Source organism: Thiohalospira halophila DSM 15071 (genome assembly GCF_900112605.1).
In the GTDB taxonomy this organism is placed as follows: domain Bacteria; phylum Pseudomonadota; class Gammaproteobacteria; order Thiohalospirales; family Thiohalospiraceae; genus Thiohalospira; species Thiohalospira halophila.
This window is the reverse complement of the sequence record NZ_FOMJ01000006.1, coordinates 34,198-59,855: the sequence shown is the minus strand read 5'-3', so window position 1 is coordinate 59,855 and position 25,658 is coordinate 34,198. Positions and strand designations below refer to the sequence as shown.

Genomic DNA, 25,658 nt, shown 5'->3' with positions numbered 1-25,658 from the left:
AGCGACCCGGTGGGCGGCTCGATCAACCGCGGCTGGATCAGCTGCTGCTGAATCAACCCTGGGCGCGCTTCACCGAGGCCTCGATCTCGGCCCGGGCGGAGTCCAGGCCCTCCCAGCCGTCCACTCGCACCCACTTGCCCTTCTCCAGATCCTTGTAGTGCTCGAAGAAGTGGACCAGCTGGTCGCGCAGGAGCTGCGGCAGGTCGTCGGGGGACTGGACGTGGTCGTACAGGGGGGAGAGCTTGCTAACCGGCACACCGATGAGCTTGGCATCCTCGCCCTCCTCGTCGCTCATCTTGAGCACGCCCACCGGCCGCGCGCGGATCACCGAGCCGTGGACCAGCGGATGGGGGGTAACCACCAGCATGTCCACGGGGTCGCCGTCATCGGCCAGGGTGTGGGGGATGAAGCCGTAGTTGGCCGGGTAGAACATGGCGGTGGGCATGAGCCGGTCCACCATGAGGCCGCCGAAGTCCTTGTCCACCTCGTACTTCACCGGCGCGCTGTCGGCCGGGATCTCGATGACCACGTTGACGTCGTCCGGCACCGACTTGCCGGCGGGCAGATTGTCCAGATTCATGGGTTGCTCCCGTTGCTGGTTGGGCGGTTGCGGCGATACTGGAAAAGCGCATTATAGCGGTCGGGGAGGCGCCACCCAACGGCCCGACGATACGGTGTCCCTCCTTGTTGCAAATGGACGACCGAGACCCAATTATCGGGACAGGTCCCGGAGGGGAGGGAAGTCATGCAGCACGCCCTACAGCACCACCTGCGAACCGGCCTCGTGGCCCTGCTGGCGCTGGCCGTGGCCGCCTGCGGAAGCATGCGCTCGGTGGAGAGTGACCTGGGAATCGAAGGGGCACCGGGTTGGGTGAATCAGGGCACTGGCCCGCTTCGTGACGGCGACAGCCGCCTCTTCCACGGCGTGGGGCAGGCCCCGGCCATGGGCGATCGCTCCTTGCAGATCGAGACCGCCGACAACCGTGCTCGGGCCAAGCTCGCGCGCGCCCTCTCCGCCTACATGGAGGTGGTCTCCAGCGACTACCGTGCCCGCGCTGGCGAGGGCGAGCGCGCCGTGGACGAGGCCAGCATCAGCCGCCAGATCGAGGCCGTGACGGAGCTAAACCTCGCCGGCGCCCGCATCATCGGCCGCTGGCGGAACCCCGAGACCGATACGGTCTACGCCCTGGCCGAGCTGCGCCTGCAGGAGGTAGCCGATACCACGGCGGGAGTGGAGGCCATGGCCCCCGGCCTGCGCGACCACCTGCAGGAGCGGGGCGGGCGCCTGTTCGACCGTACTGTCCAGAAAGAGGAATAAGGAGAAACCGTGTCTACCGTGACCGCAACCCGGGCAACCCTGTCCCTGCTACTGACCCTGACGCTGCTGCTCACCGTCGGGGGCTGCGGCAAGACCGTCGAGCGCATCGACACCGACGAGACCCGGGACCTCTCCGGCCGCTGGAACGATACCGATTCCCGCCTGGTGGCCGAGGAGATGGTGGCCGATGCCCTGGCCCGGCCCTGGCTGGCGAACCACCGTCAGGAGACCGGCGAGCGGCCCACCGTCATCGTCGGCGAGGTCCGCAACCTCAGCCACGAGCACATCAACACCCGGACCTTCATCAACGACCTCCAGCGCGAGCTCATCAACAGTGGTCGGGTGGAGTTCGTTGCCTCGGCCGAGCAGCGCGAGTCCATCCGCGAGGAGCGCGCCGACCAGGACCTCCACGCCAGTCCCGACACCCGCAAGGCCATGGGCGAGGAACTGGGGGCCGACTACATGCTCCTGGGCTCCATCAACACCATCATCGACCGGGAGGGGCGGGAGCAGGTCCGCTTCTACCAGGTGGACCTGGAGATGATCAGCCTGGCCGACAATCGCAAGGTCTGGATGGGCCAGAAGAAGATCAAGAAGTACATCGAGGGCGCTGCCCTTCGGCCCTGAGCGCGCCGTGCGGCCCTCGAGCTCGATGGGGCTGGTGCCCTGGCTGCTGGCGGCGGTCCTGTTCATCGGCGGCTGCGCGACCCACTCGGATCGCTTTGGGCCCGTGGAAGAGGCCCTGCTCGCCGGCGAGCCGGAACAGGCCCTGGAGGCGGTAGACGGAGCCCTGGGCGGGCGCGAGGCCGACACCATCCTCTACCACCTGGAGCGCGGCATGCTCCGGCGGATGACCGGCGACTACCGCGGCAGCAATGCCGACCTGGAGCGGGCCAAGGGGCTCATGGAGGAGCTGGGGGTGACCAGCGTCAGCGAGACCCTGGGCAGCCTCACCATGGCCGAGGGGGTGACCAGCTACGTCGGCGCCCCCCACGAGCAGGTGCTGCTGCATCTGGTGAAGGCCTTCAACTACCTCGACCTGGGCCAGCGGGACGCCGCGCGGGTGGAGGCCCTACAGGTGGACCTGCGACTGCAGGTGCTGGCGGCGGAGGCGGAGGGCTCCGTCTACGACGCCGACCCCTTTGCCCGCTACCTCTCCGGGATCCTCTTCGAGGCCCTGGGGGAGCGCTCCGATGCCCTCATCGCCTACCGCAAGGCCTACCGTGCCTACCGGCGCCAGGAGGCCGCCATCGGGGTCCACCCGCCGCCGAGCCTGAAGGCGGCACTGCTGCGGCTCACCGACGCCCTGGGCCTGGACGACGAGCATGCCGGCTATCGCCGGACCTTCGGGGACATCGACTGGCGGACCATGGCGGAGCAGGCCCGCCGGGCCCACGTGATCCTCGTCACCGGGGAGGGGCTGGCGCCGGTGAAGGTGGAGAACGCCCTCAACGTTCAGGACGCCCAGGGCAAGCTCCACCGGATCGCGCTGCCGGCCTATCGCTCCCGGCCCTGGCGGCTGGAGAGCGCCGCCCTCGCCGCCGGGGAGGAGCAAGCGCCGGCGGCGGTGGTCGCCGATGTCGACGCCATTGCCCGGACGGTGCTGGAGGAGCGCATGGGCGCCATCACGGCCCGCGCCCTGGCCCGCTCCGTGGCCAAGAACGCCGCGGTGGACGAGGCCGCTGAGGCCCACCCCCTGGCCGGTCTGGCGGTCAATATTGCCGGTTTTGCCAGCGAGCGCGCCGACCTGCGCAGCTGGCGGACCCTGCCGGCGCGCTACCGGCTGGCCTGGCTGGATCTGCCGCCGGGGCGCTACGACCTGACCGCTACCTTCGGCGGGCGTGAGGGCCGGACCGTGGAGAATATCCGCCTGCGAGCGGGGGAGTATTACTTCCTTATCGACCACTGGATCGCCCCCGGAACCGGGAGCGTGGGAGGGATGCAACATGGGGACAAAGCGGAGAAGCCGGCTGAACCCGGCTCGCGTTAGCGGGTGGTCACTCGCGCTGCTGCTGTCGGTGGTCGCGGGCTGTGCCTCCGGGCCCGACCCGCAGGCGCGGCCCGGCTGGGTGGATGGCGGCGAGCCCGCCGACTATCCGCGGGAGGCCTATCTCACCGGGACGGGCCGCGCCGACAGCCTGGCGGCCGCCCGGGATCGGGCCCGTGCCGAGCTGGCGCGATCCTTCCGGGTCCGGGTGGAGTCGGAGAGTCGTGACGTGACCCGGCTGGAGGCCGGGGAGCTGGAGCAGGAGGCGGAGAGCCGGATCCGGACCCGCAGCGAGGAGGTCCTCACCGGGGTGACCATCGCCGAGACCTGGCGCGCGCCGGAAGAGGGGGCCTATCACGCCCTGGCGGTTCTGGACCGCAATCGGGCGGCCCTGCGCCTGCGCCGCGAGATCGGCGACCTGGACCGCGCCATCCGCCGGCACGTCGAGGCGGCGGAAGCCGCCCGGGACTCCCTGGAGCGGGTCGCCGCCCTGGGCCGGGCCCTGGAGCGCCAGCGGGCGCGGGAGGGGCTTCAGGCCCACCTGCGGGTGGTCGGGGCTACCGGGCGCGGGGTCGATTCCCCCTGGAGCACGGCGGAGCTGGCGGCGCGCCACCGCGAGGCCCTGGCGGCGGTTACCCTGACCCCGGTGGCGACCGGGGACGAGGCGGCCCGCATGGATGCCGCCCTGCGCGGCGCCCTGGGCAATGCCGGCTTCACCACCTCGGCGGACGGGGAGTACACCCTCCGGGCGGAGCTGGTACTCACCGACCGCGGTCGGCGCGAGGGGTGGCACTGGTACGAGGGCCGCCTGGGGCTGAGCCTGGCGGATGCCGCCGGCGAGGTCCGGGGCCGGGCGACCCTCTCCGAGCGCGCCGCGGCCACCGATGAGCCTACCGCCCGTCAGCGCCTGCTGGACAAGCTCGCCGAGCGGCTGGAGGCCGAGGTCCGGCCCCGGGTGCTGGAGATGGTCACCGGCGGGGAGTGAGGGCTCACCCCCCGGTCATGGACATGAAGCGGACCACCTTCTCCGGCCGGTCGTTGAACTCGTGGCGCTCCGGCTTGTGGGCAATGGCGGCGTGGATGTGGGCCTCCAGCTCGGCATCGCTGGCCCCCTCGCGGACCGGGGTGCGCAGGTCGTAGGTCGCCTCGTCCCCCAGGCAGAGGTAGAGGGTGCCGTCGACGCCCAGCCGGACACGATTACAGGTGTCGCAGAAGTGCTGGGAGAGCGGGGTGATGAAGCCGATCTTCACGTCGGTCCCCGCCACCTGGACGTAGCGGGCCGGCCCGCCGCCGGGCATGGCCGCCGGGAGCAGGTCGAAGCGCTGCTCCAGGCCGCGCCGGACCTCCGCCAGGTCCACGTAGTCGTCGGTGGCCTCGCGGCCGGTATCGCCCACCGGCATGGTCTCGATGAAGCGCAGGGTGAAGCCGCGTTCGATGCAGTAGTCCACCAGGCCGTCCAGCTCGTCGTCGTTGGTGCCGCGCTGGACCACGGTATTGATCTTCACCGGCCCCAGACCGGCGTCCCGTGCCGCCTCCAGCCCGTCCAGGACCTTGTCCAGCCGACCGCCGGTGATGGCCTTGAAGCGCTCCGGGTCCAGGGTGTCCAGGCTGACATTGAGCCGGTCCACCCCGGCCGCGTGCAGCTCCTCCGCGTGGCGGCGCAGCCGGGTGGCGTTGGTGGACAGGGACAGGTCGCGGATCCCCGGCAGGCTGGCGATGGCCCGGGCCATGTCGGGGAGCTCCTTGCGCACCAGGGGCTCCCCGCCGGTTAGCCGTACCCGGCGCGTACCCAGCCGGGCGAAGGCCCCCACTATGCGCTCCAGCTCCGCCGTGGTCAGCCAGTGCTCCGGGACCTCGAAGTCCCGGAAGCCGCGCGGCATGCAGTAGTTGCAGCGCAGATCGCAGCGGTCGGTGACGGAGACCCGCAGGTACTCGATGCGCCGGCCGAAGGGGTCGATGAGGGCGGGGGATTGCGCTTGTTCCATGGGGATCTCCGCGACCGGGTCGCGCTCTGCATGAGGAAACATAGCGAATCCTAGCGCAGCCGCGCTGCCGAGAAAACCGATCCCGAGGGTGGGCGAACCCACTTTTCAAGCATAAGTTTCTTCTATCTCTGAATTAGAAGAATCTTATTGAGAATCGGGCCGGCAGCGTCCAGAATTGCGTCGTTAATCCATGTCCGGGCTGACGCCCGAACCCCCTGAAGAGGTGCGTCCATGAGTTCGCTGTCCGAGATCCCCGTACATGCCAAGGACCTCCCGAAGTTCGAGGACCATGACCGGCAGGAGCAGAAGTACACCACCTGCTACATGTGTGCCTGCCGCTGCGGCATCGAGGTGACCGTCGAGGACAACAACGTCCGCTTCATCCGCGGCAACCGCAACCACCCCATCAACAAGGGGGTGCTCTGCGCCAAGGGCAACGCCGGGATCATGAAGCAGAACTCGCCGGCCAAGCTGCAGCAGCCCCTGCGGCGCAAGCCCGGGACCGAGCGCGGCGCCGGCGAGTTCGAGCCCATCTCCTGGGACGAGGCGCTGGATACCCTCAGCGAGCGGCTCCAGCACATTCGCGAGACGGACCCGACCAAGCTGGCCTTCTTTACCGGTCGCGACCAGATGCAGGCGCTCACCGGCCTGTGGGCCACCCAGTTCGGCACCTACAACTGGGCCGCCCACGGCGGTTTCTGCTCGGTGAACATGGCCGCCGCCGGCCTCTACTCCATCGGCCACGCCTTCTGGGAGTTCGGCGACCCCGACTGGGACCGCACCAAGTATTTCGTGCTCTGGGGGGTCGCCGAGGACCACGCCTCCAACCCCATCAAGATCGGCCTGGAGAAGCTCAAGCGTAACGGCGCCAAGTTCGTGGCCGTGAACCCGGTGCGCACCGGCTACCAGGCCATCGCCGACGAGTGGGTGGGTATCCGCCCCGGTACCGACGCCATGCTGGCGCTCTCCATGATCCACGTGCTCATGGACCGCGGCCTCATCGACCAGGAATTCCTCGTCCGCTACACCAATTCGCCCTTCCTGGTGGTGAATACCCCTGGGGAGCAGGGCGACGGCCTGATCCTGCGGGACGACGACGGCAACCCGCTGGTCTGGGACCTGGAGCAGGAGGCCTGGGTCAACGGCCTGGATCCGGAGGTGAAGCCGGCGCTGGTGGGCGAGTACACCGCCCCCGACGGCCGCCCGGTGAAGACCGTTTTCCGGATGATGATGGAGAAGTACCTGGACAACCGGTACAGCCCGGAGAACGCCGCCCGGATCTGCGGGATCAGCGCCGAGGACATCGAGCGGCTGGCCCTGGAGATCGCCCATGTCGCCTTCCGCGAGACCATCACCGTGGACGTGGAGTGGACCGACTGGGCCGGCCGCAAGCACGACCGCTTCATCGGTCGGCCGGTCTCCATGCACGCCATGCGCGGGATCTCCGCCCACTCCAACGGCTTCCAGGCCGCCCGGGCGATCCACCTGCTGCAGACCCTGCTGGGGACCATCGACTGCCCCGGCGGCTTCCGCGCCAAGCCGCCCTATCCCAAGCACATCCCGCCGGGCATCAAGCCGGCCAAGAGCGCGGCGCCCAATACGCCGCTCTCCGGCCCGCCGCTGGGCTTCCCCAAGGCCCCGGAGGACCTGGCCATCGATGACGACGGCAATCCGCTGCGCATCGACCACGCCTACTCCTGGGAGGCGCCGGTCTCGGCCCACGGCCTGATGCACATGGTGGTGACCAACGCCGTCAACGAGGATCCGTATCCCATCGATACGCTGATCTTCTTCATGGCCAACATGTCCTGGAACTCCACCATGAACACCAAGGACGTGATGGACATGCTGCGCGAGAAGCGCGCCGACGGGGAGTACAAGATCCCGCACCTGGTGGTCTCCGACGCCTTCCACTCGGAGATGGTCAACTTCGCCGACCTGGTGCTGCCGGATACCACCTACCTGGAGCGGTTCGACACCATCTCCATGCTGGATCGGCCCATCTCGGAGCCGGACTCGGCGGCGGACTCCATCCGTCAGCCGGTCATCGAGCCGGACCGGGATGTCCGCCCCTGGCAGGAGGTCCTGGTGGAGATGGCGGGCCGGCTGGGGCTGCCCGCCTTCACCAACGAGGACGGCAGCCGCAAGTTCCAGGACTACAAGGACTTCATCATCAATTTCGAGAAGTCCCCGGGCATCGGCTTCCTGGCCGGCTGGCGGGGCGAGAATGGCGACAAGGATCTCAAGGGCGAGCCCAACCCGAACCAGTGGGACCGCTACATCGAGAACGGCGCCTTCTACGAGTACCACCTGCCGGAGAATACCCGGTTCTACAAGTTCGCCAACAAGGACTACCTGGAGCTCTCCAAGGAGTCCGGCTGGAACGGCTCCTCGGACCCCATCGTCATGGAGCTCTACTCCGAGCCGCTGCAGAAGTTCCGGCTGGCGGGGCAGGGCCTCTATGACGGGCCGCAGCCCAAGGACCCGGCCATCCGCGAGCGGCTGGTGAACTACTTCGATCCGCTGCCGGACCACTACGTCCCGCTGGAGGAGCAGCGCGTCGACAACGACGCCTATCCCTTCCACGCCATCAATCAGCGGCCGATGATGATGTACCACTCCTGGGACAGCCAGAACGCCTGGCTGCGCCAGATCCTGGCCCACAACTTCCTCTACATGAATCGCCAGGTGGGCGAGAAGCTGGGGATCGAGGATGAGGGCTGGGCCTGGGTGGAGTCCCACAACGGCAAGATCCGCGTCCAGGTGAAGCTCATGGAGGGTGTCAACGAGAACACCGTCTGGACGTGGAACGCCATCGGCAAGCAGAAGGGCGCCTGGGGGCTCAGCGAGGATGCCAACGAGAGCCAGAGGGGCTTCCTCATGAACCACCTCATCAGCGAACTGCTGCCGCCCAAGGGGGACGAGAAGCGGATCACCAACTCCGATCCGGTGACCGGACAGGCGGCCTGGTACGACCTCAAGGTCCGTATCTACCCCGCCGGCCCCGGCGAAGAGGGGATCTGGCCCGAGTTCGACCGGGTCAAGCCGCTGCCGGGGCAGAAGCCCGCCAGCGAGACCCTGCGCTACCACACCCACGATGCGGTGAATCTGCGTCGGTCCATGGCCGACGTCATCAGCCGCGGCGAGAAATAATCGAGCGTCCAGCGCGGAGAGCCGACCATGAAACTCGGACTGGTAATCGACCTGGACACCTGCGTGGGCTGCCACGCCTGCGCGGTGGCCTGCAAGCAGTGGAACACCTCGGGGACCACCGGCCCCCTCTCGGACTACAAGCCCTACGGCCAGGATCCGTCGGGGGTGTGGTTCAACCGCATCCGCCACTACGAGGTGGGGGACTATCCCAACAACAAGACCATCAACTTCCCCATGTCCTGCATGCACTGCGAGGACGCGGATTGCGTGACGGTCTGCCCCACCGGCGCCTCCTGGAAACGGCAGGAGGACGGTATCGTCCTGGTGGACCAGGACAAGTGCATGGGCTGCAACTACTGCTCCTGGGCCTGCCCCTACGGCGCCCGGGAACTGGATCGCGAGTCCGGCACCATGAAGAAGTGCACCCTCTGCGTGGATCGGATCTACGACGAGAACCTCCCCCAGGAGGAGCGCCAGCCCGCCTGCGTGCTCACCTGCCCGGCCCACGCCCGCTATTTCGGTGACCTCGGGGACCCGGACTCCGACGTCTCCACCCTGGTGCGCGAGCGGGGCGGCTACGGCCTCATGCCGGAGCTGGGGTACAACCCCACCAACCAGTATCTGCCGCCGCGGCCGGTGAAGCAGGTGCCCACTGAAGATGTGGACGATCGGCCCAGCCTGAAGGACCGCATCAACGAGTGGGTCAACCAGGCCATCCCGCGCTAACGACTTCCAGCGAGGCACGACATGCATCCCGCACTATCGGTCATCCTCTTCACCGTCACCTCGGGGGCCGGCTTCGGCCTCATGATCCTGCTGGTGCTCATGGACCTGCTGGGCCTGGGCGGCGGTCTGCGTCCCGAGACCCTCTACACCGCCGGGATCACCTCCCTGGTGCTTACCACGGTGGGGCTCATGCTCTCCACCGGCCACCTGGCCAACCCGAAGAACGCCTGGCGCGCCTTCTTCCGCTTCAAGACCTCCTGGCTCTCCCGGGAGGGGGTCTTCGCGGTGGTCTACTACCCCTTTGCCATCGGCTACCTGGGTGGCCTGTGGCTGCTCGGGGGCGAGCACAACGGCCTGACCATGGTCCTGGGCTGGATCGCGCTGGCCCTGGCCATCATCACGATCTTCTCCACCGGCATGATCTACGCCTGCCTGAAGACCATCCGCCAGTGGAATACCGCCCTGACTCCGGCCAACTACCTGGCCCTGGGGGTCATGCTGGGTTCGGTGATCCTCGCCGGCTTCACCGCCGACGGGGCCGCCGCGGTCTTCACCGCCCAGATGGCGGTGGCCGCCATCGCCGTGGCGCTGGTGCTCAAGGCCATCTACTACTTCTGGATCGGCAAGCCCACCGGCGTGACCATCAACACCGCCACCGGCTTTACCCGGGCCACGGTGCGCCTGCTGGACGTGGGCCACAGTGCCGGGACCTTCCTCACCGACGAGTTCGGCTACGAGGTGGCCCCGGGCCGGGTGCGGCTGCTGCGGGGCGTGGTCTACGGCCTCGGCTTCATTCTGCCGGCCATCCTGCTGGGCATGGGCCTGCAGGCGGGCGGGGATGCGATCCTCGCCTGGGCCGCCCTGGTGAGCGCCTTCCTGGGCATCGCCACGGAACGCTGGCTCTTCTTCGCCGAGGCCCGCCACGTGGTGAACCTCTACCACGGTGCCCAGCGGACCTGATGGCGTAGCGGGCCCCTGGCAGGGGACCCACCGGCGTGATGGAATGGCGGCCTCCGGGCCGCCATTTCTCGTCGGGGCCCTGACCACCACTGGAGGCAGGCGATGGGTGAACAAGGCGTGGACGTCGAGGCCCGCCGGGCCGACCTGGAGCGGGAGCGGGCGGAGCTGGTGGCGGATCAGGCCGAGCGCCGGGACGCGGAGGCCACCGTGGAGCTGGACCAGCAGCGCCAGGGTCGCCTCTCCCGCATGGATGCCCTCCAGGGCCAGGCCATGGCGAAGGCCAGCGCCGAGCGGGCCCAGCAGCGCCTGCGCCTCATCGATGCCGCGCTGGTCCGGATCGAGGAGGGGGAGTACGGGCTCTGCCGCGAGTGCGACGAACCCATCGCCCCGGCGCGGCTGGCAGCCGATCCGGCCGCCGCCCTGTGCATCGACTGCGCCGCCCGGCGCGAGGCCTAGCTCGGCCGGGAACCGGACAAAAAGGCGCCCCGCCCGAGGGGAAGGAGGGCGGGGCGAAAGGACCGGCGTACCGGTCGACAGGGAGGGGCTCCCTTCAGCTTCGCGGATGCATGGTCAATGCGGTTGGGTCAGGCGGCCCGCTCCTTGGCGGCGCGCGCCTGTTCGGCCTCTTCCGGGGAATAGGCGGCCCCGGACCAGAGCATCTCGTAGGCAATCTCCTCGTTCCCGTTCTCGCAGAGCGCCAGCACGTCCTGGAAGAGGGGCTGGAAGGTCTCGCTCTTGTGGGACTCCTCGTGCTCCTCGAAGCTCCGCCAGAAGGTGATGATCAGGGCCTCCCGGTCCTTGAGATCGGACTCCACCGCCTGCCCGGCCGCGGAGCCCTCGTTGGAGATGTTGCCGCTGTTCAGGGCCACGAAGCCGCCCACGAACCCGGTATCGGAGTGATAGGTCTTGACGTTCTCGCAGAGCATGGCGACCCGCTCCTCCAGATCCTCGACGCTGTACTCGGGCTTGAGGATCACGCGATTCACCGTGACGACGCCATCATGGGGGAAGTTGTTGATCAGACTCATGGTCGACCTCCTGCGCCCGTGGCGCTTGGATTAGCGAACGCTGATGTTCGTCACTGCCTAATCTAGTAATCCCGAGTGTATTAGTCAAGTATTAGCGACCTCCCCCTTCGAGGCCCCTGTTCGTCACGATGCCGGCCCGTCACGACTCCACGGCGATCCGGCGCTGCCGGGCCTGGGCGCTCTTGGGCAGGCTTACCCGGAGCACGCCCTTGCGATAGCGCGCCTTCGCCGCGGCCTCGTCCACCGGGGCCGGCAGCGGGATGGCCCGTTCGAAGGTCCCGAAGGCGCGCTCCATGATGTGGAAGCGCCCCTCGTCGCGCTCTTCCTCCACCCGTTTCTCGCCGCGGACGACCAGGGTGTCGTCCGCCACGTGGAGGTCGAAGTCCTCGGGGTCCATGCCCGGGGCCTCCAGCTCCACCACTACCTCGTCGGCGTGGTCGCTCACCTCGGCCGCCAGGAGCCCCCAGGTGGCCCCGGCCCGTTCGTGGCGTTCCCGGGGGGTATCCACCCCCTCCGTACGGTGGCGGACGGGATGGAAACGGGTGAGGGCCTGGCCCGCCCGCTGGGCCAGATGGCTCCAGCCCTCGGCGAGGGAGTCCATGGCGCGATGCATGCGCTGGCGAATGGCTGTTGTATCCATGCTGGTACCTCCTTAACGGTTGAGATCGGCGCGCGGGTCGAAGTCGAACCCCTCGCGCATCTGCTCGTAGAGCCGGCGCTGCTCCTCGGTCCGGGCGGGGGGGACATCGACCCGCAGCCGCACGTACTGGTTGCCCGCAGGATTCCCCGGCAGTCCGCGCCCCTTGAGCCGCAGGCGCTGGCCGCTGCGGGCCCCCTCGGGGATCTTCAGCTCCACCGAGCCGCCCAGCGTCGGCACCGAGACCTTCGACCCGAGGGCCGCCTCCCAGGGGGTGATGGGCAGCTCCAGAGTCAGGTCGTGGCCGTCCACCTGGAACAGGCGGTGGGGCCGGAACTCCACCTCCAGGTAGAGGTCCCCGGCCGGGCCGCCGCCCATGCCCGGTGCCCCCTGACCGGAGAGCCGGATCCGCTGCCCGCTGGTGATCCCCTTGGGGATGCGCACGTCGATCTGGCGCTGGCGGCGCACCAGTCGGCCCTGCTGGTCGTACTCGGGGACCTGCAGGGTGATGGTGCGGGTGCCCCCCTGGTAGCTGTCTTCCAGGTCGATGGCGACCTTGGCGTGGTGGTCCTCGCCCTGGCTGCGGAACCCGCCGCCACCGCCGCGACCCCGGCCCCCTCCGGCCATATCGGGGCCGAAGGGGCTGCCACCGCCGAAGACGAACTCGAAGAAGTCCGAGAAGCCCTCGCCGGCGAAGCCACCGCCCCGGAACTCGAAGCCGGTATCCCAGTCCGGCGGCGGCCGGAAGTCCTGGCCCTGCTGCCAGTTACTGCCGAGCTGGTCGTAGGCGGCGCGCTTCTCGGCATCGGAGAGGACCTCGTAGGCCTCGCCCACCTCCTTGAAGCGCTCCTCGGCATCCGCGGCCTCACTGACGTCGGGGTGGTACTTCCGCGCCAGCTTGCGGTAGGCCTTCTTGATGTCGTCCTGGGTGGCGTCTCGCGAGACGCCCAGGATCTCGTAATAGTCCTTGTATTCCATGGCACACCGTCATCGATGGACAAAAAGGGCGGACCCCGTCTTGCCGGGCCCGCCCGGGGAGGTCGCCGGAAGGCCGGCGATCAGCTCTCGACGGTGATCCGGCGCGGCTGGCTCTTCGCCTGCTTGGGGATGTTCACCTCCAGGACGCCATTGTCGCAGCGCGCCCGGATGTTCTCCGCGTCGGCGGTATCCGGCAGGGTGAAGCGGCGGAAGAAGGAGCCGCGGATGCGCTCGGTGCGCTTGTACTCGCCTTCGCCCTCGGTCTTCTCCTCCTTGCGTTCACCCTTGATGGTGAGCACGCCGTTCTCCATGCCCACCTCGATATCCTCGGGCTTCACCCCAGGGATATCGGCGTGGATGAGCCACTGGTTGGCCTCGTCGCGGATGTCCACGGCGGGGACCCAGTCCGAGGCGACCAGGCCGCCGCTCTCCTCCCGCTCGTTCATGTCCTCGAAGAGTCGGTCCATCTCCTGACGCATCTGCTCCAGGCTGTTCCAGGGGCGATAACGAACCATGTTCATGACATTTACCTCCAGATTCGGTCTTTGTTGCCTACACCCCCTGAATAGGGGCGCCGCCAGCCCCTTTCAAGCGTCCGGGTTTGACCGCAACAACAAACCCAACATCTTGTACCTTTCCGGAGTCCGGTGAACGGCCGTGAATGGCGCCCGCGGTCAACTCATAAAAGCCAGCACAGACAGTGGCTTGCGGACAGAAGGCGTGCCCGGATTGTGTGTAACTATCTGATATATTGGAGTAATAAGGAATATCTAATGATGGTGGTGGGAGATTGCCCACGCCTCGACGACGGCATTGACACCCGGCCCACCTCATCGGTTTAATGCCGACATCTCGACCCAATATCTTGTGCCGGCTCCTCCTGCCGAGAGGAGCGGATGTGGCCCGTTTCGTCAAGGAGAGCACCATGAGCCGACCGCGCCCCCAGTCCACCCCCGCGGACGTCCGGGAGATCCCGATCCAGCCGGCCTCCGAGGATATCTGGGACAAGAAGTACCGCCTCAAGACCAAGGACGGCCAGGTGCTGGACGAGGCCGTGGACGACACCTGGAAGCGGGTGGCGCGGGCCCTGGCCGAGGTGGAGGAGACGGACAAGCAGGAGCACTGGTACGAGCAGTTCCTCTGGGCGCTGCGCCGCGGGGCCATCCCCGCCGGCCGCATCACCTCCAACGCCGGCGCCTGGGCCTACAAGCCCTCCACTTCCACCATCAACTGCACCGTCTCCGGGACCATCCGCGACTCCATGGACGACATCCTGGAGAAGGTCCACGAGGCGGGGCTGACCCTGAAGGCGGGCTGCGGCATCGGCTACGAGTTCTCCACCCTGCGCCCCCGAGGGGCCTTCGTGGCGGGCGCCGGCGCCTACACCTCCGGGCCGCTCTCCTTCATGGATATCTACGACCGCATGTGCTTCACGGTGAGCTCCGCCGGGGGGCGGCGCGGCGCCCAGATGGGGACCTTCGACATCGGCCACCCCGATGTCATGGACTTCATCCGCGCCAAGCGCGAGGACGGCCGCCTGCGCCAGTTCAATCTCTCCCTGCTCATCACCCGGGAGTTCATGGAGGCGGTGCAGAACAACGACTGGTGGAACCTGGCCTTCCCGGTCACCGAGGCGGAGGCCGAGGTGGACGGCCTGGACCTCCACGATCCGGAGCAGGTGATCTGGCGCGACTGGCCCCAGAAGGACGGCTACATCGTCGACGACGAGGGGCTCGTGGCCTGCCGGGTCTACCGGACCCTCAAGGCGCGCCGCCTGTGGGACATGATCATGACCTCCACCTACGACTACGCCGAGCCGGGATTCATCCTCATCGACAAGGTCAACGAGATGAACAACAACTGGTTCTGCGAGGAGATCCGGGCCACCAACCCGTGCGGCGAGCAGCCGTTGCCCCCCTACGGTTCCTGCCTGCTGGGCTCGGTGAACCTCACCAAGTTCGTCCGCGAGCCCTTTACCGAGCGCGCGTATTTCGACTGGGAGGAGTACCGGGAGGTGGTCTCCATCTTCACCCGCATGCTGGACAACGTGGTGGAGATCAACGGCCTGCCGCTGGAGCAGCAGCGCGCCGAGATCTTCGGCAAGCGCCGCCACGGCATGGGCTTCCTGGGGGTCGGCTCCACCGTGACCATGCTGCAGATGAAGTACGGCGACCCCGACTCCCTGGCCTTCACCGAGGAGGCCTCGAAGCAGCTCGCCCTGGCCGGCTGGCGCACCGGCCTGGAGCTGGCGCGGGAGAAGGGGCCGGCTCCGGTCATGGAGCAGGAGTACGAGATCACCGGCGAGATGCTGCGCAAGCGCCCGGAGATGAAGCGCGACGGCTACCAGGTGGGCGATCGCGTGCCCGGCCGGGTCCTGCACGCCCGCTACAGCCGCTACATGCAGCGCGTGGCCGAGGCCGAGCCGGAGCTGGTGGATACCCTGGCCGAGGAGGGCAGCCGTTTCACCCACCACAGCTCCATCGCGCCTACCGGGACCATCTCGCTGTCCCTGGCCAACAACGCCAGTAACGGCATCGAGCCCTCCTTCGCCCACCACTACAACCGGAACATCATCCGGGAGGGGCGCAAGACCAAGGAGAAGGTGCCGGTCTACTCCTTCGAGCTGCTGGCCTACCGCGAGCTGGTGAACCCGCGCGCCATGCCCTACTCCGAGGTGGAGGAGGAGCGGCTGCCGGACTACTTCATCACCGCCGAGGACATCACGCCCAAGGAGCACGTGGACGTGCAGGCCGCGGCGCAGCGGTGGGTGGACTCCTCCATCTCCAAGACGGCCAACGTCCCCACGGAGTACCCCTACGAGGACTTCAAGGACATCTACCACTACGCCTACAGCCACGACCTCAAGGGCTGCACCACCTTCCGGTTCAACCCCGAGGCCTTCCAGGGAGTGCTGGTCACCGACAAGGACCTGGAGAACACCACCTATCGCTTCACCCTGGCCGACGGGACCGTGATCGAGGCCCGGGGCAACGACGAGATCGAGTACGACGGCGAGATGCACACCGCCGCCAACCTCTACGACGCCCTCAAGGAGGGCTACTACGGGCGGTTCTGATAAGGGGAGAGTGACTCGGTAGGCTCCGGGGAGGCAGTCGGAGCTAGAGGGGGCGCGCCTCCGGGGGTTCCTTCCCGGGAAACGGCGTGAATCCATCCCTGGAGCCTCCACGGCGGCATCCCTGCCGCCGAGGTTCCCGGGAAGGAGCCCCCGGAGCCACGCCTGCGGCGCGGTCCGGTCCCGAGGACCCCACGGCTGAAGACAACGAACAGCGGGAGAAGAACATGAGCATCAAGATCGAGGAGCCCATCGTCGACTACGGCATCGCCAGCCCCGAGAAGGAGGAGGCCGAGGCGCCGGCGGCGGTGGCCGAACCGGAGGCCGGCGGCTACGAGGCGGAGAACGTCATCCAGATGCACGAGCGCCTGGAGCGCCCCGAGCGGCTGGAGGGCTCTACCTACAAGATCGCCACGCCGCTGTCCGAGCACGCCATCTACCTGACCATCAACGATATCGTGCTCAACGAGGGGACCCGCCACGAGCACCGGCGGCCCTTCGAGATCTTCGTCAACTCCAAGAACATGGACCACTTCCAGTGGATCGTGGCGCTCACGCGGATCATCTCCGCCGTCTTCCGCAAGGGCGGCGACGTCACCTTCCTGGTGGAGGAGCTCCACTCGGTCTTCGACCCGCGCGGCGGCTACTTCAAGAAGGGCGGCAAGTACATGCCCTCCCTGGTGGCGGAGATCGGGGAGGTCATCGATCAGCACCTGCGCAAGATCGGCATGATCCAGGAGGCGGGGCTGGACGAGCACCAGAAGGCGCTGGTGGAGGCCAAGCGCGCCGAGTACGAGCAGCGCCAGGGCTCCGGTCAGGAGGCCGCCGAGGAGGAAGAGGGCGACTATCCCCCCGGCGCCGAGCTGTGCAACAAGTGCCATACCAAGGCCATGGTCCTCATGGACGGCTGCATGACCTGCCTGGCCTGCGGCGAGAGCAAATGCGGCTGAGGCCGCGTCGCTGAACACCGGCGGAACGGAGACGACCGAGGAGGGAGCCATGCCCGCCCACGAGCCCAAGAACTGCCCCCGCTGCGGCACCGCCTTCGAGTGCCGGGTGGGCAACATCGAGCGCTGCCAGTGCCAGGTAGTCACCATCCCCGAGGAGGTTGCCGATGAGCTGCAGACGGAGTACGGCGACTGCCTCTGCGCGGATTGCCTGAAGGAGCTGGTCAGCGAGACCGCCGAGGCCTGATCGGCCGGTTATCGTTGCGTGTTCCGCAACGGTCCATGCCGTGCACGACCCCTGGTGGGGCCGTCCGTGCGTGCTAGCCTTCGGGTTCTACCGGAACGCACGAGAAGGAGGCAGCAATGGCGCGAGTACTGGTGCTCTACTACAGCATGCACGGCCACGTGGAGACCATGGCCAACGCCGTGGCCGAGGGTGCCCGCGAGGTCGAGGGGGCCGAGGTGACGGTCAAGCGCGTCCCCGAGACCATGCCGGAGGAGGTGGCCCGCCAGGCCGGGGCCAAGCTCGACCAGCCCGCCCCGGTGGCCACCGTGGAGGAACTCCCGGAGTACGACGCCATCCTCTTCGGCACCCCCACCCGCTTCGGCAACATGTGCGGACAGATGCGCAACTTCCTGGACCAGACCGGGGGCCACTGGTTCAACGGCCGCCTGGTGGGCAAGGTGGGCAGCGTCTTCGCCTCCACCGCCACCCAGCACGGCGGCCAGGAGACGACCATCACCTCCTTCCACACCACCCTCTTCCACCAGGGCATGGTCGTGGTGGGCGTCCCCTACGCCTGCCAGGAGCTGCTCAACATGGCCGAGATCAGCGGCGGCACCCCCTACGGCGCCACCACCCTCTCGGATGGGGACGGCAGCCGCCAGCCCTCGGCGAACGAGCTGACCATCGCCCGCTTCCAGGGCGCCCACGTTGCCCGGGTGGCGGCGAAGCTCGCCGACTGAAGGCCCGTTCGGCGTTCGGGCCCGGAATCCGGGGTCGCGAATCTACGGGTAGAGCCGCTCCACGGCCCAGCCCTCCCCCTCCCGGGTGTAGAGGAAGCGGTCGTGGAGGCGGAAGGCGCGGTCGGTCCAGAACTCGATACGCTCCGGCAGAACCCGGTAGCCGGACCAGTGCGGGGGGCGCGGGATCTCGCCCACGCCGAAGCGGAAGCCGTAGTGGGCCACCGCCCGCTTGAGGGTGCGGCGGTCGGCCAGGGGGCGCGACTGCTGGGACGCCCAGGCGCCGATGCGGCTGCCCCGGGCACGGCTGGCGAAGTAGGCGTCCGCCTCCGTCGCGGTTACCGGTTCCACCGTCCCCTCCACCCGGACCTGGCGATCCAGGGACTTCCAGTGGAAGCAGAGCGCCGCGCGGGGGTTGGCGGCCAGGTCCCGGCCCTTGTGGCTCTCGGTGTTGGTGTAGAAGACGAAGCCGCCGCCCTCGACCCCCTTGAGCAGCACCATCCGGCAGGAGGGCCGACCTTGGGCATCGGCCGTGGCCAGGCTCATGGCGGTGGGATTGTTCGGCTCCGAGGCCTCGGCCTCGGCCAGCCAGGCGCGGAAGTGGTCGAAGGGCTCATCGAAGGGCTGGGTCATGGGTCCTCCTGGAACGGCTCTTCATTCTAGCGCAGAGGGCCGGGGTCCCGCCCCTCTGGAACCGCTCCTCTGGACAGGGGGCGCCGCCCGGGGCTCAATGGGGGCCGGTGGCCATCAAGGGGGCGTGCCCATGTCCGCGGAGACCCATCCCTTCCTGCTGCTGGCGGCGCTGGCCGTTGGTCTCACCCTCCTCGCCGGCGGCGGCGAGCTCCTGGTCCGCGGTGCCCTGGCGGTGGGCCGACGGCTGGGCCTCTCGCCCCTGCTCGCGGGGCTGGTCATCGTCGGCTTCGGCACCTCCACCCCGGAGCTCGCCGTCTCCCTGGACGCTGCCGCGCGCGGCGCCGACGACCTCGCCCTGGCCAACGTGGTGGGCTCCAACGCCGGCAACATCCTGCTCATCCTCGGGCTCTGCGCCGTGATCACCCCGCTCACCGTGACGCCCCTGGCCCTGCGCCGGGACGGCTGGGCCATGCTCGGCGCCACCGGGCTGCTGCTGGCCCTCCTCGGTGGCGGCCTAATGCCCTGGGAGGGCGGCCTCCTCCTGGCCGCCCTGGCGGGCTACCTGGTCGTGGCGTGGCGGAGCGAGTCCCGGGCCGCCACGCCGGAGGGGGCCCTCCACGCCGCGGAGGCGGCGGCGGTCACCCCGGCCAGGCGGATGGCCACCGGCGTGGTCCTGGTGGTCGCGGGGCTGGCGCTGCTGGTGGCCGGGGCGCGGCTGCTGGTGGAAGGGGCGAGCGGCCTGGCGGAAGCGGCCGGGATCCCGCCGGCGGTCATCGGCCTCACCGTGGTGGCGGTGGGGACCTCCCTGCCGGAGCTGGCCGTCTCCCTCACGGCCGCCCTGCGCGGCAGTGGCGACGTGGCCGTGGGCAACATCCTCGGCAGCAACCTCTTCAACGCCCTGGGGGTGCTGGGCGCGGCGGCGCTGGTCGCCCCCCTCCAGGCGGCCCCTCGGCTGCTGGCCGTGGACCAGTGGGTGATGCTCGCCGCCGCCGCGGCCCTGGTCCTCTTCCTCTACACCGGCCACCGGCTGGGCCGGCGTGAGGGGGCGGCCCTCCTGGCCGCCTGGCTGGCCTGGGTGGCCGCCATGGCGGTCTGGCCGTAGGGGGTTATTCCGTTTCCTCCTCCCCGGCCTCCGCTACCCGGGTCAGGAACTCCCGGAAGAAGGCCACGAAGACCCCGAGCATCAGACCCAGGACCGCCGCCAGCGCCAGGACCAGGCGGTTCTTCGGCTCCACCGGGTTCGACGTCGCTGTTGGTTCGGCGATGATCCGCGTCGGCTGGGTCAGGCGCTCCGATAGTTGATTCAGCAGCTCTCTGCGCTGTTCTTCCAGCTGGGGGAGCCTGTTAAACAGGCGTTGCTCCAGTGTGAGCAGGGCACCTATGGCCGCTGAGGTGTTGGCATCCAGCTCTCCCAGCTTGGCCTCGAACTGAGCCTGCTGGTCCTCGATGAAGCCAATCCGCTGATTTACCTCTTCGGCACGCTCGCGGATATTTGAGCGGAAGGTCTCGAGATACCCGGCGTGGCGGTTCCGCAATTCCTCCAGGACGCCGCGCAGTTGCCGGGTTGCCTGCTCGGGGTCTTCGGAACGGGTCGTTAGCTGGATGATCCGTCCTGACTGGACCTCCGCGGTCCCTGACTGTAGGGAAGAATTGAGGCGATTTGTAACGGCGGCAGGATCTTCCAGAAGTTCTAAGGAACTTCGGGGCTTGGGTGAATCTTCTTTTTGGGGTGAGTCGAGGACGTAGACTTCTTTCGTTTTATCAGGGTGGGCCGCGACAGTGCCAATCTCAATGCTGGCACTGGCCTCATAAACCGGTGTTTTAAGGGCGAGCCAGGCGCCGGCCAGTACCATCACGAGCACGAACGTCGCCAGGATCCAGAACCGACGGCGGGCGAGGACTCGCCAGAGGTCGATAAGGCTGATCTCGTCATCGGCATAGGGGGTATCGTGCGGTGGTTGTTGGGTGGCCATGCGAGTCCTCGAAACGGTTAATACGGATGTAACAATCGTTCGATACTAGCCCGTCCGCGGACTCGGATACAAACTGGTGTTATCGGCGTCGGCGTGGCCCGTCTATCGTGTAATAAAGACCGGGGGAAAGGGATGCGGATCATCGAGGTGGTGGCACCGGCGAGCTATACCGAGACGCTGGAGCGGCTGGGGCGGGAGAACGGCGCCCTGGACGTCTGGTGCGGGGCGGTGGACGAGCAGGAACGGCGCAGCGTGCGCATGGTGGTCCCGGCGGGGGAGCACCAGGAGCTCCTGGACCGGTTGCAGGCGGTGGTGGGGGATGCCCCCGAGGGCCGGATCCTGATCCTGCCGGTGGAGGCGGTGCTGCCGCGGCCGGAGGGGGAGCAGGCCGGTAGCGGCGGGACCTCCCGGGAGGAGCTCTACAACCAGATCGCCCGCGGTGCGCGGCTTACCGGCGATCACCTGGCGCTGGTCCTGCTCTCCGGGCTGGTGGCGGCGGCCGGGCTGCTGGCCGACAGCGTCGCCATCGTGGTCGGCGCCATGGTCATCGCGCCGCTACTGGGCCCGCACCTCGCCTTCGCCCTGGGCACCGCCCTGGGCGACCGGGACCTTATCCGCCAGGCGTTGGGGACGGGGATGGCGGGGATGGCCTCGGCCTTCGTCCTGGCCGTCGCCATCGGGGTGGTGGTGCCCATGGAGTACGGCAGCGCGGAGCTCATCTCCCGTACCGTGGTGGGCTACGACAGCGTCATCATCGCCCTAGCCTCGGGGGCGGCGGCGGTGGTCTCCCTGACCACGGGGCTGCCCTCGGCCCTGGTAGGCGTGATGGTGGCGGTGGCGCTGATGCCGCCGGTCATGGCCATGGGGATGTTCCTGGGAACCGGGCGGCTGGATGTCGCAGCCAGCGCCGGCCTGCTGCTGGCGGTGAACGTGGTCAGCATCAATCTGGCCGCCAAGGTGGTCTTCCTCATCAAGGGCGTGCGGCCGCGCACCTGGCTGGAGAAGCGCAAGGCCCGCCAGTCGGTGCAACTGGCCGTCACCTTCTGGGTGGTGACCCTGCTCTTCCTCCTGCTGGCCATCCCCCTCCACTCGGAGCTGCCGCTGCCCGACCTCCCGGGACTGGGCCTTACGCCCTGAGGCCGTCGAGATCGAGCCCTGCCAGGTGGCCGGCCAGGGTCTCGCCGCTGGCGGTGAGGGCGGCGCGCTCGTCCTCGTCCGGCTCGGGGAGGACGGAGCCCTCCACACCGCCGGCCCCCACCACGCGGGGCAGGGAGAGGCAGAGGTCGGACAGGCCGAACTCCCCGTCCACCGCCGCGCTCACCGGGACCACGCTCTTCTGGTCATCGAGGATGACCCGGGTCAGGTAGGCGATGACCAGGCCGATGGCGGTGTTGGTGTAGCCCTTGCGCTGGATGATCGCGTAGGCGGCGTCGCGGACCTCGGTAAACAGGCCGTGGAGCGCCTCCGGGTCCCAGGGGCGGCCATTGATGGTCGCCCCGCGCAGGTTCTGGCCGCCGATGGTGGCGTCGCTCCACAGGGGCACCTCGGAATCGCCGTGCTCGCCCAGGATGTAGGCGTGGACCGAGCGCGGGTTGATGCCGTAGTGGTAGCCCAGCAGCGCCCGGAAGCGGGAGGTGTCCAGCATGGTCCCGGTGCCCAGGATGCGCTCGGCGGGGCGCCGGGAGAGGCGCTGGAGGATGCGGGTGAGCAGGTCCACCGGATTGCTGGCGACGATGACCACCGCCTCCGGGGCGTGATGGTCCAGCTCGGCGGCGATCCCGGCGAGGACCTCGGCGTTGCGCTGCAGCAGGCTCAGGCGGTCCTCCCCCGGTTGCTGCCCCACGCCGGCGGCCAGGACCACCACGTCGCAGCCGGCCAGGTCGGCCCAGTCGGCGGCGCGCACCGGGCAGGAGCCCACCAGGGCCTGGCCGTGGGCCAGGTCCATGGCCTCGCCCTCGGCGCGTTCCCGGTCGCGGTCCACCAGCAGCAGCTCCCGCGCCACGCGCTGCTGGAAGAGGGCGTAGGCGGCCGCCACGCCGACATTGCCGGTGCCGACGATGGCGACCCGTCCGCTCATGCGGCCACCCGGGCGTGGACGCCGTGGCGGTCGACGAAGTCCACCAGGGTAGCGGCACTGAAGTAGGCGGGGTCGCAGACCACGACGAGGTGGTGCGGGTCATCGTGTTCGAACCAGGCCTGGGAGACGCCCGGCTCCCACTCCAGCAGGGCGACGATCTCCTGACGCCGTTCCAGGTCGATATCCTCGTCGATGTGGAGATTCATGCGCTGGGTGTTGTCCACGGTGCCTCCGTCGGCTGGCTCATCGTACCGTCCCAGCTTCCGTCCCCTGTCGGCGCTTTTCAAGCCCGTAGTACCATGGTCCGATGTGAGTGGCCACTTTTCGGTAGGGGGAGCCGCCATGGGACATGCGGATAACGGCGGGGGCGAAGGTCGCCGGATCCTCCTGCTGTCGGCCTACGACGCCGTCAGCCATCGCCGCTGGCGGGAGGGGCTGGTGGCCGCCTTCCCGGAGGCGGCGTGGACCGTGCTGACCCTCCCGCCGCGCCACTTCCGCTGGCGCATCCGCGGCAACAGCCTGACCTGGGCCTTCGAGCAGCGCGCGACCCTGGAGGCCGGGTATGACCTCGTGATCGCCACCTCCATGGTCGATCTCGCCGGCCTGCGCGGCCTGGTTCCGGCCCTGGCGGCGACGCCGGCGCTGGCCTACTTCCACGAGAACCAGTTCGCCTACCCCGAGAGTCCCCACGCCCACCCGAGCAACGAGCACCGGGTGGTGAATCTCTACACCGCCCTGGCCGCGGAGGTGGTGCGCTTCAACTCCGCCTTCAATCGCGACACCTTCCGTGCCGGGGCGCGGGCCCTGCTGGCGCGGATGCCCGATGCCGTGCCCGGCGCGCTGGATGCGGAGCTGGGTGCCCTGGGTTCGGTCCTGTCGGTGCCCCTGGACGTGGCCTGGTTCCGGCCGGATACCGCCCCCGCCGAGGGCCCGTTGACCCTGGTCTGGCCCCACCGCTGGGAGCACGACAAGGCGCCGGAGCGCTTCGTCGCCGCCCTGGAGCAATTGGTCGCGCGCGGCGTCGACTTCCGGGTCCACCTCCTGGGGCAGCAGTTCCGGGGCTCGCCGGTGGACGTGGCCGCCCTGGCCGAGCGGCTGGGGGAGCGAGTGGGCGAGGTGGGGCCGGTGGCCGGCGACGACGCCTTCCGCGCCCTGCTGCAGGCCTCCCATGTCGTCGTCTCCACCGCCCTCCACGACTTCCAGGGGCTGGCGGTGCAGGAGGCAGTGGCCGCCGGCTGCCGGCCGGTGGTCCCGGACCGGCTCGCCTATCGCGACTTCATCCCTGCCGAGTGGCGCTATCCCGACGACCTCGACAACCCGGAGGCCGAGGCCACGGCCCTGGCCGATCGGCTCGAGGCGCTGGCCGCCGCCCACGGCCGGGGCGAACTGTCCCCGGCCCCCGATCTCGCCTGGCTCGCGTGGCCCGAGCAGCGGCCGGCCTGGGCGGAGGCGCTTGGCGTGGCCTAGAACTTCAGCCCTACCCGGGTAATGGTCGGCCCCTCCATCTCGCGGATGGTCAGGCGCACACCGGCGATGGCCAGGCTGTCACCCACCACCTGGCGGCCCTTGAAGTAGTGGCTCAGGCGGTCGTGGAGGGTCTCGCCGGGGTCGTCCACCGTGATCTCCAGGCCGTAGATGGCGGCGACATCCAGGAGCCGGGCGTCGCCGTTCAAGAGGAACTCGCCGAAGAAGGCGGCCTCCTCCGGGCGCGCCGGGCCGAAGAGGCGGTCCAGCAGGGGGAGGTCCGGCGGCGTGGCGAGGACGTAGATGTAGTCCCCCGGGCAGAGGCAGTCGTCATCGGGCTCCAGCGGGCGGCCCTCGCGCAGGGCGGCCACCACCCGCGCGTGGTCGGGCAGGCCGATGGCCTGGGGATCGCGACCGGCGGCGGGGCTGTCCGGCTCCAGGCGGTAGCCGATGAACTCGTAGTCGTACTGCGCCGGGATATCCAGTTCGAAGCGCTGCATCACCTGCGGTTGCGGCGGCATGTCCAGCCCCAGCCGGCGTGCCACCGGGGCGATGGTGGCCCCCTGGACCAGGAGCGAGACCAGGACCACGAAGAAGGCGATATTGAAGTAGGTCGACGCATCCGGCAGTCCGGCCAGTAGCGGGAAGAGGGCCAGGACGATGGGCACGGCGCCGCGCAGTCCCACCCAGCTCAGGAAGAGCTGCTCCCGCCAGTCCAGGCCGAAGGGGGCGAGGCCCAGGAAGACCGCCACCGGCCGGGCAAGCAGCATGAGAACCGCTGCCACGGCCAGCCCCTGAGGGGCCACGGCCCAGATCTCGGAGGGGTTCACCAGCAGGCCGAGGATGAGGAACATCCCGATCTGGGCCAGCCAGGCCAGGCCGTCGTTGAAGCGGCGGATGTGGTGGCCGGCCTGCAGCGGCCGGTCGCCGACGACCAGCCCGGCCAGGTAGACGGCCAGGAAGCCGCTGCCGCCGAGGCTGTTGGCACTGGCGAAGAGGCCGATGCCGCCGGCCAGCGCCGCCAGGGGGTAGAGCCCCTCGGTAAGGTCCAGGGCGTTGATGAGCCGCGCCAGGAGCCAGCCACCGCCGAGCCCCAGGGCCGCCCCCGCTCCCATCTGCCAGACCAGCTGCAGCGCGACGCCCAGCCCGCCGGGGTCGCTGCCGGTACGCGCCCACTCCAGGAAGAGGAGGGTGAGGAAGACCGCCATGGGGTCATTGAGCCCGGACTCGATCTCCAGGGTGGCTCCCACCCGCTGCTTGAGGGTCAGGCCCCGGGCGCCCAGCAGCCCGAAGACGGCCGCGGCGTCGGTGGAGCCGACGATGGCCCCCAGTAGCAGGCCGGAGACGGGATCCAGCTCCAGGATCCAGGCGGCGGCGGCGCCGGTAATGCCGGCGGTGATCACCACCCCTACCGTGGCCAGGGAGAGGGCCGGTCGCAGGCCCACGCGGAAGGTTGCGGTATCCGTGCGCAGGCCGCCGTCGAAGAGGATGATGGCCAGCGCCAGGTTGCCGATGAGGAAGGCCGAGAGCGGGTCGTGGTATTCGATCCCCAGGCCGTCGCTGCCGGCGACCATGCCCAGGGCGAGGAAGACCGCGAGGATGGGCAGGCCGAGCCGGTGGGAGAGGGGGCTGGCCACGATGCTGAGCAGGACCAGGGCGCTGCCCAGGAGCAGGAGCTGCTGGGTGAAGTCCATGGGCCTAGCCCGTCTTGTCGCCGGAACGGTCGGGGGTCACGATGAGGCCCCTCGACCATCCC

The 25,658-nt window shown here is 69.1% G+C and carries 26 protein-coding genes; 15 read left to right on the top strand and 11 right to left on the bottom strand.

Going from position 1 to position 25,658, the window contains the following annotated elements; all coding sequences use genetic code 11:
- Positions 1–52: 52 nt before the first annotated feature.
- Positions 53–580, bottom strand: coding sequence for an inorganic diphosphatase (gene ppa / locus BM272_RS09085; protein WP_093428473.1), 528 nt, complete (start codon positions 578–580; stop codon positions 53–55).
- A gap of 165 nt (positions 581–745) precedes the next feature.
- Between ppa and BM272_RS09080 the strand changes: the two genes are divergently transcribed.
- The 4 genes from BM272_RS09080 to BM272_RS09065 are packed head-to-tail and all read left to right on the top strand — an operon-like array spanning position 746 to position 4,290.
- On the top strand, positions 746–1,318 hold the full coding sequence (locus BM272_RS09080) for a hypothetical protein (protein ID WP_093428472.1): 573 nt from the start codon (positions 746–748) through the stop codon (positions 1,316–1,318).
- 9 nt (positions 1,319–1,327) lie between these two features.
- Positions 1,328–1,945 carry a penicillin-binding protein activator LpoB gene (locus tag BM272_RS09075; protein ID WP_240308082.1) on the top strand — a complete coding sequence of 206 codons (618 nt, stop codon included), beginning with the start codon at positions 1,328–1,330 and terminating at the stop codon, positions 1,943–1,945.
- 25 nt (positions 1,946–1,970) lie between these two features.
- Positions 1,971–3,308, top strand: coding sequence for a COG3014 family protein (locus BM272_RS09070; protein ID WP_093428471.1), 1,338 nt, complete (start codon positions 1,971–1,973; stop codon positions 3,306–3,308).
- The gene (locus BM272_RS09065; protein WP_093428470.1) at positions 3,265–4,290 is read left to right on the top strand and encodes an LPP20 family lipoprotein; all 1,026 of its coding nucleotides are present in this window, start codon (positions 3,265–3,267) and stop codon (positions 4,288–4,290) included. The genes BM272_RS09070 and BM272_RS09065 overlap by 44 nt, the downstream gene beginning before the upstream one ends.
- Positions 4,291–4,294: 4 nt before the next feature.
- Here the strand turns inward: BM272_RS09065 and moaA are convergent, their stop codons facing one another.
- On the bottom strand, positions 4,295–5,290 hold the full coding sequence (gene moaA, locus BM272_RS09060; protein WP_093428469.1) for a GTP 3',8-cyclase MoaA: 996 nt from the start codon (positions 5,288–5,290) through the stop codon (positions 4,295–4,297).
- A 231-nt stretch (positions 5,291–5,521) separates the two neighbouring features.
- Here moaA and BM272_RS09055 point away from each other — a divergent pair, with 231 nt between their 5' ends.
- The 4 genes from BM272_RS09055 (at position 5,522) to BM272_RS09040 (ending at position 10,585) form a co-directional block, all read left to right on the top strand.
- A complete protein-coding gene (locus BM272_RS09055) occupies positions 5,522–8,443 on the top strand; it encodes a molybdopterin oxidoreductase family protein (RefSeq protein WP_093428468.1) in 2,922 nt (973 codons plus the stop codon).
- A gap of 27 nt (positions 8,444–8,470) precedes the next feature.
- Entirely contained in the window at positions 8,471–9,169 is a 699-nt protein-coding gene (locus BM272_RS09050; protein WP_093428467.1) for a 4Fe-4S dicluster domain-containing protein, read from the top strand.
- A 21-nt stretch (positions 9,170–9,190) separates the two neighbouring features.
- Positions 9,191–10,129 carry a dimethyl sulfoxide reductase anchor subunit family protein gene (locus BM272_RS09045; protein ID WP_093428466.1) on the top strand — a complete coding sequence of 313 codons (939 nt, stop codon included), beginning with the start codon at positions 9,191–9,193 and terminating at the stop codon, positions 10,127–10,129.
- Positions 10,130–10,231: 102 nt separating this feature from the next.
- A complete protein-coding gene (locus BM272_RS09040; protein ID WP_093428465.1) occupies positions 10,232–10,585 on the top strand; it encodes a TraR/DksA family transcriptional regulator in 354 nt (117 codons plus the stop codon).
- Between the two features lie 128 nt (positions 10,586–10,713).
- Here BM272_RS09040 and BM272_RS09035 read toward each other — a convergent pair whose 3' ends face one another.
- The 4 genes from BM272_RS09035 to BM272_RS09020 all read right to left on the bottom strand — a co-directional run bounded on the left by BM272_RS09035 (position 10,714) and on the right by BM272_RS09020 (position 13,293).
- On the bottom strand, positions 10,714–11,157 hold the full coding sequence (locus tag BM272_RS09035) for a ligand-binding protein SH3 (protein WP_093428464.1): 444 nt from the start codon (positions 11,155–11,157) through the stop codon (positions 10,714–10,716).
- Between the two features lie 139 nt (positions 11,158–11,296).
- Positions 11,297–11,797 carry an Hsp20/alpha crystallin family protein gene (locus tag BM272_RS09030; RefSeq protein WP_093428463.1) on the bottom strand — a complete coding sequence of 167 codons (501 nt, stop codon included), beginning with the start codon at positions 11,795–11,797 and terminating at the stop codon, positions 11,297–11,299.
- A 12-nt stretch (positions 11,798–11,809) separates the two neighbouring features.
- The gene (locus BM272_RS09025) at positions 11,810–12,772 is read right to left on the bottom strand and encodes a DnaJ C-terminal domain-containing protein (protein WP_093428462.1); all 963 of its coding nucleotides are present in this window, start codon (positions 12,770–12,772) and stop codon (positions 11,810–11,812) included.
- An 80-nt stretch (positions 12,773–12,852) separates the two neighbouring features.
- A complete protein-coding gene (locus BM272_RS09020) occupies positions 12,853–13,293 on the bottom strand; it encodes an Hsp20/alpha crystallin family protein (protein ID WP_093428461.1) in 441 nt (146 codons plus the stop codon).
- Positions 13,294–13,697: 404 nt separating this feature from the next.
- Here BM272_RS09020 and BM272_RS09015 point away from each other — a divergent pair, with 404 nt between their 5' ends.
- The 4 genes from BM272_RS09015 (at position 13,698) to wrbA (ending at position 17,758) form a co-directional block, all read left to right on the top strand.
- Positions 13,698–15,848 (top strand): adenosylcobalamin-dependent ribonucleoside-diphosphate reductase, encoded by a 2,151-nt coding sequence (locus BM272_RS09015; RefSeq protein ID WP_093428621.1) that lies wholly within the window; start codon positions 13,698–13,700, stop codon positions 15,846–15,848.
- Positions 15,849–16,072: 224 nt separating this feature from the next.
- On the top strand, positions 16,073–16,795 hold the full coding sequence (locus BM272_RS09010; RefSeq protein ID WP_093428460.1) for a TSCPD domain-containing protein: 723 nt from the start codon (positions 16,073–16,075) through the stop codon (positions 16,793–16,795).
- A 49-nt stretch (positions 16,796–16,844) separates the two neighbouring features.
- Positions 16,845–17,039: a cysteine-rich CWC family protein gene (locus tag BM272_RS09005; protein ID WP_093428459.1), complete on the top strand. Its 195-nt coding sequence runs from the start codon at positions 16,845–16,847 to the stop codon at positions 17,037–17,039.
- A gap of 116 nt (positions 17,040–17,155) precedes the next feature.
- The gene (gene wrbA / locus BM272_RS09000; RefSeq protein WP_093428458.1) at positions 17,156–17,758 is read left to right on the top strand and encodes an NAD(P)H:quinone oxidoreductase; all 603 of its coding nucleotides are present in this window, start codon (positions 17,156–17,158) and stop codon (positions 17,756–17,758) included.
- 42 nt (positions 17,759–17,800) lie between these two features.
- Here wrbA and pdxH read toward each other — a convergent pair whose 3' ends face one another.
- A complete protein-coding gene (pdxH, locus tag BM272_RS08995; protein ID WP_093428457.1) occupies positions 17,801–18,388 on the bottom strand; it encodes a pyridoxamine 5'-phosphate oxidase in 588 nt (195 codons plus the stop codon).
- A gap of 130 nt (positions 18,389–18,518) precedes the next feature.
- Between pdxH and BM272_RS08990 the strand changes: the two genes are divergently transcribed.
- Positions 18,519–19,490 carry a calcium/sodium antiporter gene (locus BM272_RS08990; protein WP_093428456.1) on the top strand — a complete coding sequence of 324 codons (972 nt, stop codon included), beginning with the start codon at positions 18,519–18,521 and terminating at the stop codon, positions 19,488–19,490.
- Between the two features lie 4 nt (positions 19,491–19,494).
- Here the strand turns inward: BM272_RS08990 and BM272_RS08985 are convergent, their stop codons facing one another.
- Positions 19,495–20,361: a Wzz/FepE/Etk N-terminal domain-containing protein gene (locus BM272_RS08985; protein WP_093428455.1), complete on the bottom strand. Its 867-nt coding sequence runs from the start codon at positions 20,359–20,361 to the stop codon at positions 19,495–19,497.
- A gap of 132 nt (positions 20,362–20,493) precedes the next feature.
- Between BM272_RS08985 and BM272_RS08980 the strand changes: the two genes are divergently transcribed.
- Entirely contained in the window at positions 20,494–21,498 is a 1,005-nt protein-coding gene (locus BM272_RS08980) for a TIGR00341 family protein (RefSeq protein ID WP_093428454.1), read from the top strand.
- Here the strand turns inward: BM272_RS08980 and BM272_RS08975 are convergent.
- Both BM272_RS08975 and BM272_RS08970 read right to left on the bottom strand, forming a co-directional pair.
- On the bottom strand, positions 21,488–22,438 hold the full coding sequence (locus BM272_RS08975) for an L-lactate dehydrogenase (protein ID WP_093428453.1): 951 nt from the start codon (positions 22,436–22,438) through the stop codon (positions 21,488–21,490). The two genes, BM272_RS08980 and BM272_RS08975, sit on opposite strands and share 11 nt — an antisense overlap.
- A complete protein-coding gene (locus tag BM272_RS08970; RefSeq protein ID WP_093428452.1) occupies positions 22,435–22,662 on the bottom strand; it encodes a hypothetical protein in 228 nt (75 codons plus the stop codon). The genes BM272_RS08975 and BM272_RS08970 overlap by 4 nt, the downstream gene beginning before the upstream one ends.
- A 118-nt stretch (positions 22,663–22,780) precedes the next feature.
- Between BM272_RS08970 and BM272_RS08965 the strand changes: the two genes are divergently transcribed.
- Positions 22,781–23,905: a tRNA-queuosine alpha-mannosyltransferase domain-containing protein gene (locus tag BM272_RS08965; protein ID WP_093428451.1), complete on the top strand. Its 1,125-nt coding sequence runs from the start codon at positions 22,781–22,783 to the stop codon at positions 23,903–23,905.
- Here BM272_RS08965 and BM272_RS08960 read toward each other — a convergent pair.
- Complete coding sequence (locus tag BM272_RS08960) at positions 23,902–25,596, bottom strand: potassium/proton antiporter (protein WP_093428450.1); 1,695 nt, start codon at positions 25,594–25,596, stop codon at positions 23,902–23,904. The genes BM272_RS08965 and BM272_RS08960 overlap by 4 nt on opposite strands.
- Positions 25,597–25,658: the final 62 nt, after the last annotated feature.